Origin of the sequence: Nonomuraea sp. NPDC000554 (assembly GCF_040300065.1) — a bacterium.
Taxonomy (GTDB): Bacteria; Actinomycetota; Actinomycetes; order Streptosporangiales; family Streptosporangiaceae; genus Nonomuraea.
The window spans coordinates 21,111-36,750 of sequence record NZ_JBEPDC010000037.1 but is presented as its reverse complement, the minus strand read 5'-3'; the positions used below and the strand labels follow the sequence as shown (position 1 = coordinate 36,750).

The 15,640-nt window shown below is 72.1% G+C and carries 14 protein-coding genes and 1 pseudogene; 4 read left to right on the top strand and 11 right to left on the bottom strand.

The features are described from left to right. Positions 1 to 11: 11 nt before the first annotated feature. The 6 genes from ABT294_RS44345 to ABT294_RS44320 are packed head-to-tail and all read right to left on the bottom strand — an operon-like array spanning position 12 to position 5,791. Complete coding sequence (locus tag ABT294_RS44345; RefSeq protein WP_350812505.1) at positions 12 to 1,463, bottom strand: sensor histidine kinase; 1,452 nt, start codon at positions 1,461 to 1,463, stop codon at positions 12 to 14. Further along, the gene (locus tag ABT294_RS44340; RefSeq protein ID WP_350812504.1) at positions 1,460 to 2,152 is read right to left on the bottom strand and encodes a response regulator transcription factor; all 693 of its coding nucleotides are present in this window, start codon (positions 2,150 to 2,152) and stop codon (positions 1,460 to 1,462) included. The genes ABT294_RS44345 and ABT294_RS44340 overlap by 4 nt, the downstream gene beginning before the upstream one ends. Then, positions 2,149 to 2,682, bottom strand: coding sequence for a hypothetical protein (locus ABT294_RS44335; protein ID WP_350812503.1), 534 nt, complete (start codon positions 2,680 to 2,682; stop codon positions 2,149 to 2,151). Before ABT294_RS44335 ends, ABT294_RS44340 begins: the two co-directional genes overlap by 4 nt. Before the next feature lie 21 nt (positions 2,683 to 2,703). Beyond that, a complete protein-coding gene (locus tag ABT294_RS44330; protein ID WP_350812502.1) occupies positions 2,704 to 3,963 on the bottom strand; it encodes an ABC transporter permease in 1,260 nt (419 codons plus the stop codon). After that, positions 3,960 to 4,691: an ABC transporter ATP-binding protein gene (locus tag ABT294_RS44325; protein WP_350812501.1), complete on the bottom strand. Its 732-nt coding sequence runs from the start codon at positions 4,689 to 4,691 to the stop codon at positions 3,960 to 3,962. Before ABT294_RS44325 ends, ABT294_RS44330 begins: the two co-directional genes overlap by 4 nt. Then, positions 4,688 to 5,791 carry an efflux RND transporter periplasmic adaptor subunit gene (locus tag ABT294_RS44320; protein WP_350812500.1) on the bottom strand — a complete coding sequence of 368 codons (1,104 nt, stop codon included), beginning with the start codon at positions 5,789 to 5,791 and terminating at the stop codon, positions 4,688 to 4,690. Before ABT294_RS44320 ends, ABT294_RS44325 begins: the two co-directional genes overlap by 4 nt. A 176-nt stretch (positions 5,792 to 5,967) precedes the next feature. Here ABT294_RS44320 and ABT294_RS44315 point away from each other — a divergent pair, with 176 nt between their 5' ends. After that, positions 5,968 to 7,482 carry an efflux RND transporter periplasmic adaptor subunit gene (locus ABT294_RS44315; protein ID WP_350812499.1) on the top strand — a complete coding sequence of 505 codons (1,515 nt, stop codon included), beginning with the start codon at positions 5,968 to 5,970 and terminating at the stop codon, positions 7,480 to 7,482. A gap of 53 nt (positions 7,483 to 7,535) precedes the next feature. Here ABT294_RS44315 and ABT294_RS44310 read toward each other — a convergent pair whose 3' ends face one another. Then, complete coding sequence (locus tag ABT294_RS44310) at positions 7,536 to 9,062, bottom strand: alkaline phosphatase D family protein (RefSeq protein WP_350812498.1); 1,527 nt, start codon at positions 9,060 to 9,062, stop codon at positions 7,536 to 7,538. Between the two features lie 131 nt (positions 9,063 to 9,193). Continuing rightward, positions 9,194 to 9,772 carry an HAD family hydrolase gene (locus ABT294_RS44305; protein ID WP_350812497.1) on the bottom strand — a complete coding sequence of 193 codons (579 nt, stop codon included), beginning with the start codon at positions 9,770 to 9,772 and terminating at the stop codon, positions 9,194 to 9,196. Positions 9,773 to 9,887: 115 nt separating this feature from the next. On the opposite strand from ABT294_RS44305, the pseudogene ABT294_RS44300 reads away from it, so the two are divergent. Next, a pseudogene (locus tag ABT294_RS44300) lies at positions 9,888 to 11,081 on the top strand (RNA-guided endonuclease InsQ/TnpB family protein); the annotation flags it as partial. A 34-nt stretch (positions 11,082 to 11,115) separates the two neighbouring features. On the opposite strand, the gene ABT294_RS44295 reads toward ABT294_RS44300, so the two are convergent. Continuing rightward, positions 11,116 to 11,934, bottom strand: coding sequence for a hypothetical protein (locus ABT294_RS44295; RefSeq protein ID WP_350812496.1), 819 nt, complete (start codon positions 11,932 to 11,934; stop codon positions 11,116 to 11,118). Positions 11,935 to 12,105: 171 nt separating this feature from the next. Here ABT294_RS44295 and arfB point away from each other — a divergent pair, with 171 nt between their 5' ends. Continuing rightward, the gene (arfB, locus tag ABT294_RS44290; protein WP_350812577.1) at positions 12,106 to 12,513 is read left to right on the top strand and encodes an alternative ribosome rescue aminoacyl-tRNA hydrolase ArfB; all 408 of its coding nucleotides are present in this window, start codon (positions 12,106 to 12,108) and stop codon (positions 12,511 to 12,513) included. A 51-nt stretch (positions 12,514 to 12,564) separates the two neighbouring features. On the opposite strand, the gene ABT294_RS44285 is transcribed toward arfB, so the two are convergent. Beyond that, a complete protein-coding gene (locus tag ABT294_RS44285; protein ID WP_350812495.1) occupies positions 12,565 to 13,134 on the bottom strand; it encodes an NAD(P)H-dependent oxidoreductase in 570 nt (189 codons plus the stop codon). A gap of 188 nt (positions 13,135 to 13,322) precedes the next feature. On the opposite strand from ABT294_RS44285, the gene ABT294_RS44280 reads away from it, so the two are divergent. Continuing rightward, a complete protein-coding gene (locus tag ABT294_RS44280; protein WP_350812576.1) occupies positions 13,323 to 13,682 on the top strand; it encodes an aldo/keto reductase in 360 nt (119 codons plus the stop codon). Here ABT294_RS44280 and ABT294_RS44275 read toward each other — a convergent pair. Continuing rightward, the gene (locus ABT294_RS44275; protein ID WP_350812494.1) at positions 13,646 to 15,634 is read right to left on the bottom strand and encodes an ABC1 kinase family protein; all 1,989 of its coding nucleotides are present in this window, start codon (positions 15,632 to 15,634) and stop codon (positions 13,646 to 13,648) included. The genes ABT294_RS44280 and ABT294_RS44275 overlap by 37 nt on opposite strands. Positions 15,635 to 15,640 lie beyond the last annotated feature (6 nt).

Genomic DNA, 15,640 nt, shown 5'->3' with positions numbered 1-15,640 from the left:
GGCGGGCCCGTTCAGGTGGGTGCGAGAGGGATAGTGACGCGGAAGATCGCGCCCTTGCCCGGTTCGCCGGTGGCGGAGATCGTCCCGCCATGCGCCTCCACCAGCGTGGCGGCGATCGACAGGCCCAGCCCGGACCCGCCGGGGCTGCGCGCGGGGTCGGCCCGGTAGAACCGCTCGAACACCCGCTCCGCCACCTCCGGCGAGAGCCCGGGTCCCTCGTCGGCGACCTCCAGGACGGCCCGCCCGCCGGTCACGCCGACCCCGAGGTGGAACGCCGTCCCGGACGGCGTGTGGGTGAGCGCGTTGCTCACCAGGTTGCCGACCACCTGCCCGAGCCGCGACTCGTCGCCTGTCACGACCACCGGCCCCTCGCCTCCGTGCAGCCGCACCAGCTCGATCCTCCGGTCGGGGGCGAGCGTCTGGGCGTCGATCACGGCGGTCGCCGCGAGGCTGAGCAGGTCCACGGGACGCAGGTCGAGGGCGCGACGCTGGTCCAGCCTGGCCAGCAGCAGCATGTCCTCGACGAGCAGCCCCATCCGCGCCGCCTGCCCCTCGATGCGGTGCAGCAGCCTGACGGCCTCGTCCAGGTCCCGCTCCTCCCCCAGCCGGTACAGCTCGGCGAAGCCCCTGATGGAGGTGAGCGGGGTGCGCAGCTCGTGCGAGGCGTCGGCCATGAACCGGCGCATCAGCTCCTCCGAGCGCCGTGCGGCGACGGCGGACTGGCGGGCCGACTCGGCCGCCGCCTCCCGCTCCCTGACGGCGACCTCGATGCGGCCGAGCATGCCGTTGAGCGCCCTGCCGAGCTTGCCGACCTCGGTGGTGCCCGCCCAGAGCGGCACGCGCCGTGACAGGTCGCCGTCGGCGATGTGGCGGGCGGTCTGGGCGATCTCGCCGAGGGGGCGCAGGCTGCGCCGAACCAGCCAGTAGCAGGCGCTGCCGAGGACGACCAGCGTGCCTCCGCCGGCGACCGCCACGATCAGCAGGAGCTGGGAGACGGTCGCGTCCACGTCCCCCAGATTGATCGCGATCACCCTGCTCCGGCCGTCGCGCCACGGCGCGGCGACCACCCGCCACGCGGGGCCGCCGGAGCCGCGCGAGTCCACGGTGAAGGGCCGCCCGCCGCGGGCGGCCACGTCGGCGGTGGTGAGCCGGGGCAGGTTCGGCGTGTGCTCCTCCGTCGACTCGGCGAACGTCCTGATCACCGTGCCGTCGGAGTCGACGAGGACCTGGTGGAACAGGCCGAGGAGGCGCTGCGGACGGCCGCTGGGCGGCGGGTCGGGCGGCGGCGGGCCCGGTCGCGGCACGCTGGCCGCGCGCAGCTGGTTGTCGACCCGCTCCACCAGGTAGCCGCGCAGCAGCCGGACCGCGAACAGCCCGGTCACCGTGATGGCCAGGGTGACCAGCAGCAGCGTCACCGAGACCAGCCGCAGCCAGAGCGGGGTGCGGGCGAGGTGCTTCCTCATTCGCGCGGCGGGCGCAGGATGTAGCCGACCCCGCGCAGCGTGTGCAGGTACCTGGACTCACCCGTGTCGACCTTGCGGCGCAGGTACGACACGTACGACTCGACCAGGCCGACGTCGGTGCGCCAGTCGCCGTTCCAGACGTGGTCGAGGATCTGCGTCTTCGACAGCACCCTGCCGGCGTTGAGCATGAAGTACTGCAGCAGCCTGAACTCGGTGGGCGACAGTCTCACCGGGACGCCGTCGCGCCACGCCTCGTGGGTCTCCTCGTCCAGTTCCAGGTCGGCCACCTGCAGCCGGTTCGGCGGCGGCACGCCCCGCCGGGTCCTGCGCAGCACCGCCCGGATCCTGGCGATGACCTCCTCCAGGCTGAACGGCTTGGTCACGTAGTCCTCGCCGAGCCCGAGGCCGGCGATCCGGTCCTCCGGGGTGTCCTTGGCGGTGACGAACAGCACCGGGACCCGGCGGCCGCGGGACCGCAGCCTGCCCGCGACCGCCAGGCCGTCCAGGTCGGGCAGCATCACGTCGAGCATCACCAGGTCAGGCGTGCTCTGCTCGGCCACCCTGAGTGCCTCCATGCCGTCGGCGGCGGTCAGCACCTCGAACCCGGCCATCCGCAGGCTGGCCGAGAACAGCTCCCTGATGTTGGGTTCGTCGTCGACCACCAGCAGCCTGGCCTCGGGCTCGGTCATCGGCCGACGCCTCCCTGGGTGATCGAGGCGGCCGAGACCGTGCCGTCGCCCGCCTGCTCGCCGCGCACCACGACGGTGCTGCCGCTGCGCAGGTCGGACACCTTGCCGGGCTTGGCGACCTGGACCGTGGTCTGGCCGGTCGTGGTGACGGTGACGGTGGCGCCGTCCATGGTCTTCAGGTAGACCTTGCCGTCCTCGACCTTCTCCACGGTGCCGACCGTACCGCCGCCCTGACGCTGGCCGAATCCGGGCTGGCCGCCGGGGCCGCCGTAGCCGGGCGGCTGCCCGCTGCCGCCCTGCCGTCCGTAGCCCCGCATCTGGCCGGGGCTCTGCTGCCTGTCTCCGGCCGCCGCGGCCGGCCCGGCGTCGCCGCCCAGCGACTTGTGCGCCTGGATGCCGATCAGGATGCCCGCCACCAGGACGACGCCCGCCGCCAGCGCGAGCGTCAGCCTGGAGGTCTGCCGCCGAGGCTGGACTGCCAGCTCGGCCTGCAGGTCGTCGGGGTACGGCGAGGCGTCAAGCTTGGCCATGTGTTGTCTCCTTTGGGTGCGTCACTCGTGGCGCAGGGCCTGGATGGGCCGGAGTTTCGCGGCCCGGTTGGCGGGATAGCCGCCGAAGAACAGGCCGATGCCCACCGAGACGCCGAGCGCCAGCACGACCGACGACGGCACGAGCACCGGCTGGATGCCGGCGACGGTGACCCGGGTGCCCGCGAACGCCACCAGCACCCCTGACAGCCCTCCCACCAGGCTCAGCAGCGTCGCCTCCAGCAGGAACTGGCCCAGGATGGCGCTCCGGGGCGCGCCGATGGCCTTGCGGATGCCGATCTCGCGGGTCCGCTCGGTGACGGTCACCAGCATGATGTTGGTGATGCCGATGCCGCCGACCAGCAGGGAGATGGCGGCGACGGCGCCGAGCAGCACGGTGAACGTGCCGGTCGCCTGGCTCACCGTCTCCTGGAGGGTGGCCTGGTTCAGCAGCCGGTAGTCGGGGTTGTCGCCCGTGATGCCGTGCCGCTGGTTGAGGATGGCCGTGACCTCGGACTGCGCCGCCTGGGTGGCCTCCGCCCCGGTCGCCTGGACGACGATCGAGTTGAGCGTCCCGAACCCGGTCAGGCTCTGCTGCACGGCGGGCAGCGGCGCGACGGCCACGTCGTCGGCGTCCTGGCCGCCGGTCGAGCCGGTCTCCTTGAGCACGCCGACGACCGTGAAGGGCACGCCGGAGATGCTGACCTGCTTGCCGACCGGGTCGACCGAGCCGAACAGCTCCTCGACCACGGTCTGACCGAGGACCACAACCTTCCTGGCGGCCAGCACGTCGTCGTTGAAGAAGTAGGTGCCCTTGGCGACGGGCTTGTTGGTGGCCTCGAAGTAGCTGGGGTAGGTGCCGACGAGCTGGGAGATCGTGTGGCTGGCCCCCCCGTACGCGGCGGCGGACGCGTTCGCGGACACCACCGGCGAGACCGTCCTGACGGACGGGGCCAGGGTCCTGTCGGTCAGCGCCTTGGCGTCGGCCAGGCTGAGCTGCCTGGCCTGGGTGCGCGGCCCGGTGTTCTGCCCCTGGAAGCCGCCGCCCCTGCCTCCACCTCCGCCGCCTCCGCCGCCTCCGGAGAAGGACGGGGAGATCGTCAGCGTGTTCGCGCCGAGCCGCTGGATGTTCTTCTGGATGCTCTGCGAGGAGCCCTCACCGACGGCGACGAGCATGATGACCGCGGCGACCCCGATGAGGATGCCGAGCGTGGTCAGCGCGCTGCGCAGCTTGTTGGCCAGCAGCCCGCGCAGCGCGAAGCGCAGGATCTCGAGCTGGTTCATCGGGCCGCCTCCACCAGCCGCGGCGGCGGACCGTCGACCGGGGCCTGGCGGACGTCCTCCACGATCTCGCCGTCGACCAGCCTGATCACCCGCTTGGCGTGCGCGGACACGTCGTTCTCGTGGGTGATGAGCACGATCGTGCGGCCCGACTGGCTGAGCCGGTCCAGGATCTCCAGCACGTCACGGGTGGAGGCGGTGTCGAGGTTTCCGGTGGGCTCGTCCGCCAGCAGCAGCGCGGGGGCGGTGACCAGGGCCCTGGCGACGGCCACGCGCTGCTGCTGGCCGCCGGAGAGCTGGTTGGGCTCGTGGTGGATCCGATCGGCCAGGCCGACCTGCTCCAGCGCGGCCAGCGCCCGCGAGCGCCGCTCGGCCTGGCCGACCCCGCCGTAGACGAGCGGCAGCTCGACGTTGGCCAGCGCGCTCATGCGCGGGATCAGGTTGAACGACTGGAAGACGAAGCCGACCCTGCGGTTGCGCAGCACGGCGAGCTGGTGCTCGTCGAGCCGCCCCACGTCGGCGCCGTCGATCAGGTAGCGGCCGGAGGTCGGGACGTCCAGGCAGCCGAGGATGTTCATCAGCGTGGACTTGCCCGACCCGGAGGCGCCCATGATGGCGACGTAGTCGCCGCGCTCGACGTCCAGGCTGACGCCGCGCAGCGCGCGGACCTTGGCGTCGCCCTCGCCGTACTCCTTGACGAGGTCCTGCACGCGCAGGACGGGAGCCGTCATCGGCCGCCTCCTGGCACGCCGCCCGGACCGCCACCGGGGAAGCCGCCGCCGAAACCGCCCTGGCGCAGGTTGCCGCCGGTGGTGCCGGTGATGGGCGGGACGAGCTGGTCGCCTTCCGACACGCCGGACTTGATCTCGGTGAGCGTCGTGCCCCGCACGCCGAGCACGACCGGTGTCCTGCTCTGCTGCCCGTTCCTGAGGATCGTGACCGTGCTCTGCCCGCCGCTGGTCGAGATCGCGGTGGACGGGACGGCGACGACGTTCTCGGCCCGGTCGGCCACGACCTCGACGGTGGCGGTCTGCCCGAGCCGCACCTGGCCGGGGACCTTGGTGAAGGACACCGTGACCGGGTACTGGACGACGTTGTCGGTGGTGGCGGCGACCGGATCGATCTGGGTGACCTTGCCGGTCGCGGTGACGCCCGGCAGCGCGTCGAAGGTGACGGTGGCCTGCTGGCCGACCTTGAGCTGGGAGACGTCCGCCTCGGTGAAGGAGCCGACGAGCTGGAGCTTCTTCGTGTCGGCCAGCTCGACGAAGCCCGAGCCGCCCTGGGAGGCCGGCTGGCCGGACTGGTTCGACTGGCCGGACTGGCTCGACTGGGACTGCGCCGCCGAGCCGCCCGAGGAGGAGCCGCCGACCGCGCCGTTCACCGCCGTGACCGTCCCGCTGAACGGGGCCTTCAGCACGGTGGCCGCCACCGCCCGTTCGGCCTCCCTGTAGGCGTTGCGGGCCTTGACGTAGCTCGCGTACAGCTGGGCGGTCGAGGTCCCGTCGTCCACGGCGGTCTGGTACGTGGCCTTGGCGGCCGAGAGGCCGTCCTGGGCGGCGTCGTCGTCGAGCCTGGCGAGGATGTCGCCCTTGCTGACCTTGTCGCCCGCCTTGACGTAGACGCGCTCGACCGTGCCGTTCGTCCCGAACGCGAGCGACCTGCTCCTGGAGCTCGCGACCGCTCCCGAGGCCGACACCGCGGCCACCACGGAGGCGCGGGACGCGGTCACCGTGCGCACGCTCGTCTCGCCTGCCGCCTGTCCCGTGCCGAGCTGGGCGTACGCGAACGCGGCACCGCCCAGCAGGAGCGCCCCTAGCGCTCCGTTGGTCATCAGCGCTCTGCGCCTTGTCGACACCTTCACAGGCCGTGACCCTTGCACACCAGCCTGCGCCACAGCCGCGAGCCAGCTGAAGGTTCGCTGACAACCCCGTGTCCCGCCGGGACGCACAGGCAACTCTGAGCTCGCTCGCAGCCTGGCGCCAACCTGCCGGGCCAGGATGGGCCTCCATGAGACCGACTTTCCGCGCGCGCACGCTGGGCGGGCTGGCCCTCGCCGTCCTGGTGGCCGGGTCCGGCCTGGTGTTCGCGCTGCGCGACGACGCACCGCCCGGCGTCCAGGTACGGCTGGCCGCCGCCAAGCGGGGCGCGGTCACCGCCTCGGTGACGGCCGCGGGCAGCACCGTGGACGGCTCGCGCCGCGACCTGGCCTTCGCCTCCTCGGGGACGGTGACCAAGGTCTACGTGAAGGTCGGCGCCAAGGTGGCGAAGGGGCAGGTGCTGGCCAGGATCGACAGCCGCGCCGCCCGCGAGGCGCACGCGGCCGCCGAGGCCGACCTGGCCGCGGCGAGGGAAGCCCTGGAGTCGGCGTCGTCCAGCACCGCCACCTGCCCGCCCACCGCCGCGACGGGCGCCGGTGGTGGGGGTTTCGGGCCCTCCGAGGCTCCATCGGCGAGCGTCAGCCCGACGCCCTCGCCCACCCACCCGCCGACCTCCGGGCCTGCTGAGCCGCCCGGTCAGGAGCCGCAGCCGACGGTCACCGTGACAGTGACTGAGACCGCCACCATGACGGCCACCGTGAATGCCACCGTGACGGAGACCGTCACCGCCACCCCGAGCGGCGCGCCGACGTCCGGCGCCAAGCCGTCCAGCACGGCGAAGCCCACGGGAAGGCCCACGGGAAAGCCCACAGGGAAGCCGACGGCCACGCCGTCGGGACGGCCGACCGCCACGGGGCGGCCCACGGGCGGGCCATCGGCCAGGCCCAGCAGGCAGCCGACGGGCGGGCCTCGGCCGTCCCAGAGCGCGGGCGGCTGCGGACGCGGCGGCCTCAGCGAGGAGCAGGCCGCCGCCGACGTGGACAGGGCCGAGGCGGCAGTGGAGCAGGCCGCCGACGCGGTCCGCGGCACCAGGATCGTCGCCCCGGCGGCGGGGACCGTCCTCTCGCTGGCGGGCGCGGCCGGCGACAGCGCCGCGACCGGCACCTTCGTCAGCCTGGGCGACCTGAACGAGCTGCAGGTGCAGGCGATGGTCACCGAGTCGGACGTGAGCCGGCTCAAGCTCGGCCAGCGGGCCCAGATCACGCTGGCGGCCAGGAACGGCGAGCGCCACACCGGCAGGGTCACCGGGATCGCGCCGACGGCCACGGTCGACGGCCAGCTCGTCCGCTACTCCGTCACGCTCGCCTTCGACGACCCGCCGAAGGGGTTGATGCTCGGCCAGACCGCCTCGGTCTCGGTCAGCACCGCAACCGCCGCCGACGCCGTCTACGTGCCGGCCGAGGCGGTGCGCAGCAGGGCGGACGGCACCTCGGTGGTCACCGTGCGTTCCGGCGGGCGCGACGCGGCGCGGGTGGTGCGCACGGGAGTGCGCGGCGACCAGTACGTGGAGGTCACGTCCGGGCTGGAGGAGAGCGACCAGGTGGTGATGGCGGGCGCCGACACCGGCGAGTTCCCCGACGGGTCCTGGCCCGGAACGTCGAGCGAACCTTCAGCGACCTCCCAGCCGACCTTCAGCCACGGCTAGCACGACGCCCGGCGAGGTCGCCGCCGCCGGTGTTCGCCGACCTTCAGCCACGGCTAGCGCCGGTGCTCGGCCGCCTCGCCCGCCGGGATCGTCAGCCGGTGCGCGGTCTTGGCGGGCGCGCCCTTGCGGGAGATGTAGTCGAGCGTGCGGAAGTCCACGGACAGGTCGTCGCGGGTGAGCCGGGCCATCAGGTAGCCGCGCCGCTGGTCGATGTAGGAGATGTGCGGGTTCTCGGCCAGGGCCTCGGCGATCCAGGTCCGGTCCCGGTAGCCGTCGCCGTCGCTGGCGATCGACGAGGTGACCAGCTCCCTGGCGACGACCGGCGAGTCGGGGTCGTCGAAGTCGGTTTTGAGGTCGGCCTGGTGGTGCATGTGCGCGTCCCCCGTCAGCACCACCGGGTTGGACGTGCCCGACAGCGACGACAGTAGCCTGGTCCGCTCGGAGGCGTAGCCGTCCCAGGAGTCCAGGTTCACCTCGCGTCCCGGGCCGACCTTGTAGTCGCGCTGGGCCATCAGGATCTGCTGGCCGAGCAGGTTCCACCTGGTGTCGGAGCCGCTCAGGCCGTCCTCCAGCCAGCGCCACTGGTCGGCGCCCAGCAGGGTGCGCCCGGTGTCCAGCCGGTCGTCGCAGCCGGCGCGCACGCCGTCCAGGCAGGCCTGGTCGTCGCGGAACTGGCGGGTGTCCAGCAGGTGGAAGCGGGCCAGCGACCCCCACGAGACGCGCCTGTTGATCCGCAGCACCGCGCCGCGCAGGCTGCCGCGGCGCAGCGGCATGTTCTCGTAGTACGCGCGGAACGCGTCGGCCCTGCGCTCGGCGAAGCCGGGCGCGCCGGTGCTGGACACCGAGCCGGCCCAGTTGTTCTCCACCTCGTGGTCGTCGAAGGCCACCAGCCACGGCGCCACCGCGTGGGCGTGCTGGAGGTCGTGGTCGCTCTTGTACTGCGCGTGCCGCAGCCGGTAATCGGCGAGCGTGGCGCACTTGCCGGGCGTGTGCGTGCGCACCCGCCCGGCCAGGGCCGTGTAGCCGCTGGGGCCGTACTCGTACATGTAGTCGCCGAGGAAGACGACCAGGTCGGGCTCCTGCTCGGCCAGGCGGCGGTAGGCGGTGTAGTAGCCGTGCTCGTAGTGGGCGCACGCGGCGACGGCGAACGTGAGCGGCTGCTCGCCGGTCGGCGTGGTCCTGGTGCGGCCTTCGGGCGAGAGCCTGCCCTCGCTCCTGAAGCGGTAGAAGTAGTCGCGTCCCGGTTCCAGGCCGGTCAGCTCGACGTGGACGCTGTGGGCGTCGCGTGACCTGGCGGTGGCCGTGCCGGACCTGACGACGGACGAGAAGCGCTCGTCGGTGGCGACCTGCCACTCGACGTCGAGGTCGCGGCCGGGCATGCCGCCGCGGCCGTCCGGGGAGAGGGGGTCGGCGGCGAGGCGGGTCCACAGGACGAACCCGTCGGCTGACGGGTCGCCGGAGGCGACTCCGAGCGTGAACGGGTCGGCTCTGAGGGTCCTGCTCGCGGAGGTGGGGAGGGTCTGCGAGGCCGGGAGGAAGAGGCTCGCGGTCGCCGCTGTGAGGAAGGATCTGCGGTCCACGCTCCAGGTATGTCCAGCTCCGCTGACACCGCTATGACAGCGGAGTCAAGCGGAGATGAACAGCGTCGGTCGTCCTGCGATGTCCGGTTCCAGGTCCGGCTTCAGGTTCGGCTTCGGCGGGGTCCGGCAGGTCAGCGGAGGGCTTCGCGGAGCGCGTCCGCGGTGGTGAAGCGGACGCCGGTCATGCCCGCGCGGCGCGCGCCCTCGACGTTCTCCGGGCGGTCGTCGATGAAGACGATCTCGGCCGGGTCGGCGGCGAGATCCTCTGCCAGGCGGTCGAAGATCTCCTTGTCCGGCTTCACCATGCCCATCCGGCCGCTGTAGAAGCGCCGGTCGATGGCCGCGATCCAGGGCAGCTCGTCCAGGCCGTCGGCCACGCAGGCCGGGGCGTTGGACAGCAGGGCCACGTCGCCGCCCTGGTCGAGCAGCTCACGCAGGAGGGAGACCGTGCCCTCGTCGGGGTGGGCCCAGCTCGCGACGTCCATGGAGATCAGCTGGTCGAGCTCGGCGGAGGTGACCTGCCTGCCGGTCACCTCCGACCAGTAGTCCTCAGGGGTGAGCGTGGCGCGGTCGAAGTCGAGGCGGTGCTCCCAGTAGCGACGGCTGAACGCCGCGGGATCGGCGCGCACCGTCCGCGCCATCTCCTCGGCCTCGGACTCGGGCTGCGGAAGGGACAGGACGTTGCCGTAGTCGAAGACAATCCACATCATCGAACTCCTTGGGAGTGGAGACTCCCGCCTTCAGACGGGGCTGAAGGCGGCATAGTGCCGCACGTTTGAGTCGAACCTGTGTACGAGGCTTTACTGAGCGTAGTAGCTTGTGCGCGTGGCGCAGTTGGTCAAGCGGGCGTTCAAGTACCGCTTCTATCCGACCCCCGAGCAGGCTGAGGAGCTTGCCCGGACGTTCGGTTGCGTCCGCCTGGTCTACAACAGGGCGTTGGAGGAACGCGCCCGCGCCTACGCGGAAGGCCGGAGGGTCTCCTACGTGGAGTCCTCGGCAGCACTCACGGAATGGAAGCGTAGCGAGGAGTTGGGGTTCCTGTCGCAGGTGTCGTCGGTGCCGTTGCAGCAGGCGCTGCGTCACTTGCAGGCGGCGTTCGGCAACTTCTTCGCCGGGCGGGCCAGGTACCCGAGGTTCAAGTCCCGTAAGAAGTCGCGGCTGTCGGCCGAGTACACCCGCTCGGCCTTCACCTACCGCGACGGTCGACTCACTCTGGCGAAGATGGATGAGCCGCTGGCTGTGGTGTGGTCGCGTCATCTTCCCGAGGGGGCGCGGCCGTCCACGGTGACGGAGTCCCGGGACGCGGCCGGACGGTGGTTCGTGTCCCTGCTGTGCGAGGACGCCATCCGCCCACACGACCCGGCCGAGAACGCGGTGGGCGTGGACGCAGGCATCACCGCGCTGGTGGCGCTGTCCACCGGGGAGAAGATCGTCAACCCCCGGCACGAGCGGGCTGACCGGCGCAAACTGGCCAAGGCCCAGCGGGCTTTGGCCCGCAAGGAGAAAGGCTCGGCAAATCGGACCAAGGCCAGACTCCGCCTCGCCAAGGTGTACGCCCGGATCCTTGACCGCAGGCGTGATTATCTGCACCAGGTCAGCACACGGCTTGTTCGCGAGAACCAAGTGATCGCCGTGGAAGACCTGACCGTCCGCAACCTGGTCAAGAACCACCGCCTGGCCCGAGCCGTCTGTGACGCGTCGTGGCGGGAACTGCGCTCGATGCTGGAGTACAAAGCCGCCTGGTACGGGCGGAAACTGGTGGTCGTGGACCGCTGGTTCCCCTCCTCCAAGCTGTGCTCGGCATGCGGCACTCTGCAGGACAAGATGCCGCTGAACGTCCGGACCTGGGAATGCGCCTGCGGCGCCTCTCACGACCGGGACGTCAACGCCGCGAAGAACATCCTCGCCGCCGGGCTGGCGGAGAGGTGAAACGCCTGTGGAGCTGATGTAAGACCTCAACAGGAGACCAACCTCCTCGGCGGGCGATCGGCGGTGAAGCAGGAAACCTCACGGGCGACCGTGGGAGTCCTCATCGTTCATGATGGGGACGAGGTCAAGTCAGGAATGGTCGCAGATGGGGATCGAGTGCCGGGCAGCCCAGGTACTTCTCGGCGGTGTGGAAGTCGATCCAGTCGAGGTTGACCAGCTCTTCGACGTCCACGCCGGTGAAGCTGCTCCGCAGGTTGGGCGGGATGGCGGCGATGTCGTCCTTGTCGGCGATGTTCACCCAGCGTTTGACGCCTTTCGGGCGCTCGCCGCGGCCGTTGATCGGGGCGGGCAGGAGCCGCTCGAAGATCACGTTGCGCATGCCGAGGGGGCTGCCGAGCGTGAGGAGCAGGTCGACCTCGAGATCGGGGTGGGCCCAGAGCGCCTCGTAGGTGACGACGCTGCCGAGGGAGTGGGCGATCACCACCTTGGGACGGTTCTTCCGGATGACGTCGGCGACGACCTGCCGGGAGCTCTCGCGCTTGACCGGGTCGGTGAGGTAGGCGGCGACCTCCGGCGCGAAGAGCTTCGCGAACGCCGCGGACCTGGTGTCGAGCCGGGTGAGCAGCCATCCCGTGAAGGTCCTGAGCGCCCCGGTGAGGTGCTCGCCGAGGCCCAGGTGCTTGGCCCAGCCCGTCAGCACCTGCTGCGCGGAGGTGTTCATGGCGGCGAACGCCTGCGGCCCGTCGGAGGGCTCGCCGTCGTGCAGGAGGTGGGAGAAGTACGCCACCTCGCTGAAGTACGTCCGGGCCTCGCCGCCGAGGGCCGCCCGCAGGTAGCGGTCCCACTTGAGGCGCATGGCCTCGGCCGCCCCCTGCACCGAGTTCCCCGCCTCGACGTAGTAGTTGTACTTGCCGATCCCGTGCACGCCGACGATGCCCGTCACTGCGCCTCCCACCTGACCCCGTAGCTTTCGCGATATTGGCATACGACGCTTGCGCCTGACCGTCAACCTGGTTCGCTGGGAAGACGATGCCACGGAAATGCACTTGCTATCCGCATATATCAGCCAGATACGGTGACATTCGCTTACGAGGACGTGAAGGAGCACACCGCCATGCCAGGCCCGCTGGTCGTCAACGACTCGGTCGTCATTCCCGACGCCGAGCTGGTCTGGCGTTTCTCCCGCTCCTCCGGCCCCGGCGGGCAGGGGGTCAACACCACCGACAGCCGGGTGGAGCTCTCCTTCGACGTCTCGTCCAGCACCGCCCTGCCGGCGGCGCTGAAGGCGCGGGCCCTGGATCGCCTGGGCTCCCCCGTCATCACGATCGCCGCCTCGGAGCACCGCTCCCAGCTGCGCAACCGGGAGGCCGCCGAGCAGCGCCTCGCCCAGCGGCTGCGCGAGGCCATCGCGCCCCCGCCGAAGCGCCGCCGCCCGACCAAGCCCAGCCGGGGCGCCGTGGAGCGCCGCATCACCGCCAAGAAGCAGCGCTCCGATCTGAAACGCCTGCGCCGCGCTCCCTGACCGCGAGCCGGACATCGGCCCGCAGGGAAGTCCCGGGGGCCCGGCACGCGCTCAGCGCGACAGGGCGGGCTCTCGCGCCAGGGCGCGGGTCCTGACGGGCTGCGGCCGTCTGACGGGGGCGGGGCAGAGCTGGCCGATGGTCTCCCGCACCTGGTCGAGCAGGTCACGGCGCAGCAGGCGGCCCCTGTCGTCGAAGTGCGGCCCGGGCGGCGTGACCACCAGCTCGGAGCCGACCACCACCGCTCCCGCGGCCGTGAACTCCTTGACCAGATCCGTTTGCGCCCACATCGCACCGCAGGCCCGCGCGCTCGCGCAGAGCACCGCCACGAGCCTGCCCTCCAGCGCCCGGTCCGCGCGCAACCAGTGCAGCGCGTGGTACAGCTCGGCGGGCAGCAGGCAGTACTCGGGCGCCGTCACCAGCATCGCGTCGGACTCGTCCAGCGTCTTGCGCAGCTCGCCCACCGGCCAGGGAACGGGCCCGGAAGTGAACGGCGGGATGTCGCCGAGGCCCTGCCAGCTCTCGAACTCCGCCCAGGCGGGCAGCTCGCGTGCCGCCGCCTCCAGCAGACGGTTGTTGAAGGACCCCGCGTGGAAGCCGGCGGCGATCCCGATGACTCTCACCCTCGCCTCCCAGGGTCTCGGTGCCGGTAGCGAAGACCTTCCCGGCGACCGCGTCCGCGAAGACCAGCGCCCAGTCAAGGGTCGTCGTTTGTCGGTCAAGGCGGATCATGAGGGGATGAAGCACACACGCGGAGGCTTGTCGGGTTTGAGGGTGTCGCGGCTCGGCCTGGGCATGATGAGCTACGGCGATCCCGGGTCCGCGCCGTGGTTCCTGCCGGAGGCGGCCGCGGAGCCGATCGTGCGCCGCGCCGTCGAGGGCGGGCGAGCGCGCCGGCGCGAGGGCGGCGCACGAGGACCGCCCGCCGGAGAGCGAAGGGGTGGTCGAGGCGCTGCGGGCCGTCGCCGCGGGGCGCGGCGTGCCGCCCGCGCGGGTGGCGCCGGCCTGGCTGCTGGGCAAGCAGCCGGTGGCCGCGCCGATCACCGGCGCGACCAGGCCGGGCCATCTGGACGACGCCCTCGCCGCCCTCGACCTGCCCCTGGACGCGGAGGAGGCGGCCAGGCTGGAGGCGCCTTACACGCCGCGGTCGCCGTGCGGGTACGCGTGGTGATCCGGCGGGCGGCGGAAGACGAGCACGAGCACGCGCAGCACCAGGATCGAGGCGATCACCAGCAGGTTGTAGCCGATCAGCTGGAACAGACTGACCGAGCCCTTGATCACCTCGGGCCCGCCGTCGGCGCCGAGCAGCAGGACCGCCATCACTCCCGCCGTCGCGCCGAGCACCGTGAGCAGCACCTGGTGCAGCAGGCCGGTCAGGAAGCGGCGGTCGCGCTCGTCGGCCAGGAGCCGGACGTTCAGCGTGAAGCGCCCGTGCTCGGCGGCGCTGGCGATGCGCTCGACGCGGCGCGGCAGGCGGCGCAGCATCGGCAGCAGCGCGGCCAGCTCGGTGGCGGCGGCCTCCTTGACGCTGTCGACGCCGAACTGCTCGGTCAGATAGCGGGACGCGAACGAGCGGGCCTCGCCGATGAGGTTGAACCCGGGCGAGAGCCGGACGAGGGTGCCCTCCAGGGTGGCGAGCGCCCGGAAGACGGCGGCGACCTCGGGCGGGATCGACAGCCCGTACTGTGAGACGATCTTGAACAGGTCGGTGAACATGGCGGCGCTATCGGTGCCGGGCGCCAGGTGCTTGGCCATGAACTGGCCGAGCGCCCGCTCCAGCGCGGCCTCGTCGATGTCCTCGGGGCGCGGGACGACCTCCAGCAGCGCGTCGGTCACGCCGAGCGGGTCCTGGCGGTTCATGGCCAGCAGGAAGCGCTGCAGGGCGGAGCGGACGGAGGCGTCGAGCCTGCCGACGGAGCCGAAGTCGAGCAGGCCGAGCGTCCCGTCGTCGAGCAGCATCAGGTTGCCCGGGTGCGGGTCGGCGTGGAAGACGCCCTCGACGAGGATCTGCCTGAGCAGGCAGTCGAGCAGGTCGCGGGCGAGCGTGTGGCCCTGCTCCGGGCCGGCGGCCGTGACCGGCCCGCCCGACAGGCGCTGCATGACCAGGACGCGCTCGGTGCACATGGCGCTCACCGGCGCGGGGTAGGCGACGTTGCCGCCGTTGGACGCGGCGACGGCCGCCATGTTGCCCGCCTCGACGCGGAAGTCGAGCTCCTCGCGGATCGCGACCGCGAACCCCTCGGCCAGGTCGCGCAGGCCGAGGGAGCGCCCCCAGCGGGTGCGGGTCTCCAGCGTGCCGGCCAGCCGCCTGACGATGTCGAGGTCTCTGGCGACGACCTGGCCGATGCCCGGACGAAGCACCTTGACCACGACGCTCTCACCGCTGTGCAGGCGGGCGGTGTGGACCTGCCCGATCGACGCGGCGGCCAGCGGTTTCCTGTCGAACGCGGCGAACACGTCCTCGACCGGGCCGCCCAGCTCGGCGACCAGGACCGGTTCGATCTGCTCCCACGGCGCGGGCGAGACCTGGTCCTGGAGCTTGCCGAGCTCCTCCACGAACTCGGACGGCAGCAGGTCACGCCTGGTGGACAGCACCTGGCCGAGCTTGACGAAGGTGACGCCGCCGTCGTCGAGGGCCTCGCGCAGCGAGCGGGCCAGCCGCGCCCTGCCGGGCCGGTCGCCGAGCGAGCCGCCCCGGCCCCGCAGGTAGGGGCCGAGGCCGTGCCTGAAGGCGATCCTGGTGATCTGCGAGTAGCGCCTGCCCCGCGACAGGCGCCCGCGCAGGGACCTGAGGAACTCCAGCGGGCCGGGGATCGACCCCGGCGGCACCAGCGCCTCGGCGAGCACCAGGACCACCATGGGGATGAGCACGACGCACATCACCGCGAGGAGCGCCAGCGCCAGGGGGCCGATGATGTTGTCGTCCTCCGCGACCCCGTCGGGCCCGAACGAGGCGAAGATCGGCTCCAGCACCGGCCGCGACAGCGCGAGGGCGACCAGTGCCGCGAGGGACGTGCGGATCACGCCGAGCCTGACCCCGAGCAGCCGCTGGGCCACCACCGCCAGCCCGGCGATCGTTAACAGGACGGTGACGGAGAAGACCAGCGTGAGGGGGAGGCTCATGAGGCT

Bases quoted from the DNA above. Each gene is read 5' to 3' on its own strand.
- ABT294_RS44345 (WP_350812505.1), bottom strand. From the start codon at position 1,463: ATGAGGAAGCACCTCGCCCGCACCCCGCTCTGGCTGCGGCTGGTCTCG.
- ABT294_RS44320 (WP_350812500.1), bottom strand. From the start codon at position 5,791: ATGACCAACGGAGCGCTAGGGGCGCTCCTGCTGGGCGGTGCCGCGTTC.
- ABT294_RS44275 (WP_350812494.1), bottom strand. From the start codon at position 15,634: ATGAGCCTCCCCCTCACGCTGGTCTTCTCCGTCACCGTCCTGTTAACG.
- ABT294_RS44305 (WP_350812497.1), bottom strand. From the start codon at position 9,772: ATGATGTGGATTGTCTTCGACTACGGCAACGTCCTGTCCCTTCCGCAG.
- arfB (WP_350812577.1), top strand. From the start codon at position 12,106: ATGCCAGGCCCGCTGGTCGTCAACGACTCGGTCGTCATTCCCGACGCC.
- ABT294_RS44325 (WP_350812501.1), bottom strand. From the start codon at position 4,691: ATGACGGCTCCCGTCCTGCGCGTGCAGGACCTCGTCAAGGAGTACGGC.
- ABT294_RS44335 (WP_350812503.1), bottom strand. From the start codon at position 2,682: ATGGCCAAGCTTGACGCCTCGCCGTACCCCGACGACCTGCAGGCCGAG.
- ABT294_RS44315 (WP_350812499.1), top strand. From the start codon at position 5,968: ATGAGACCGACTTTCCGCGCGCGCACGCTGGGCGGGCTGGCCCTCGCC.
- ABT294_RS44340 (WP_350812504.1), bottom strand. From the start codon at position 2,152: ATGACCGAGCCCGAGGCCAGGCTGCTGGTGGTCGACGACGAACCCAAC.
- ABT294_RS44330 (WP_350812502.1), bottom strand. From the start codon at position 3,963: ATGAACCAGCTCGAGATCCTGCGCTTCGCGCTGCGCGGGCTGCTGGCC.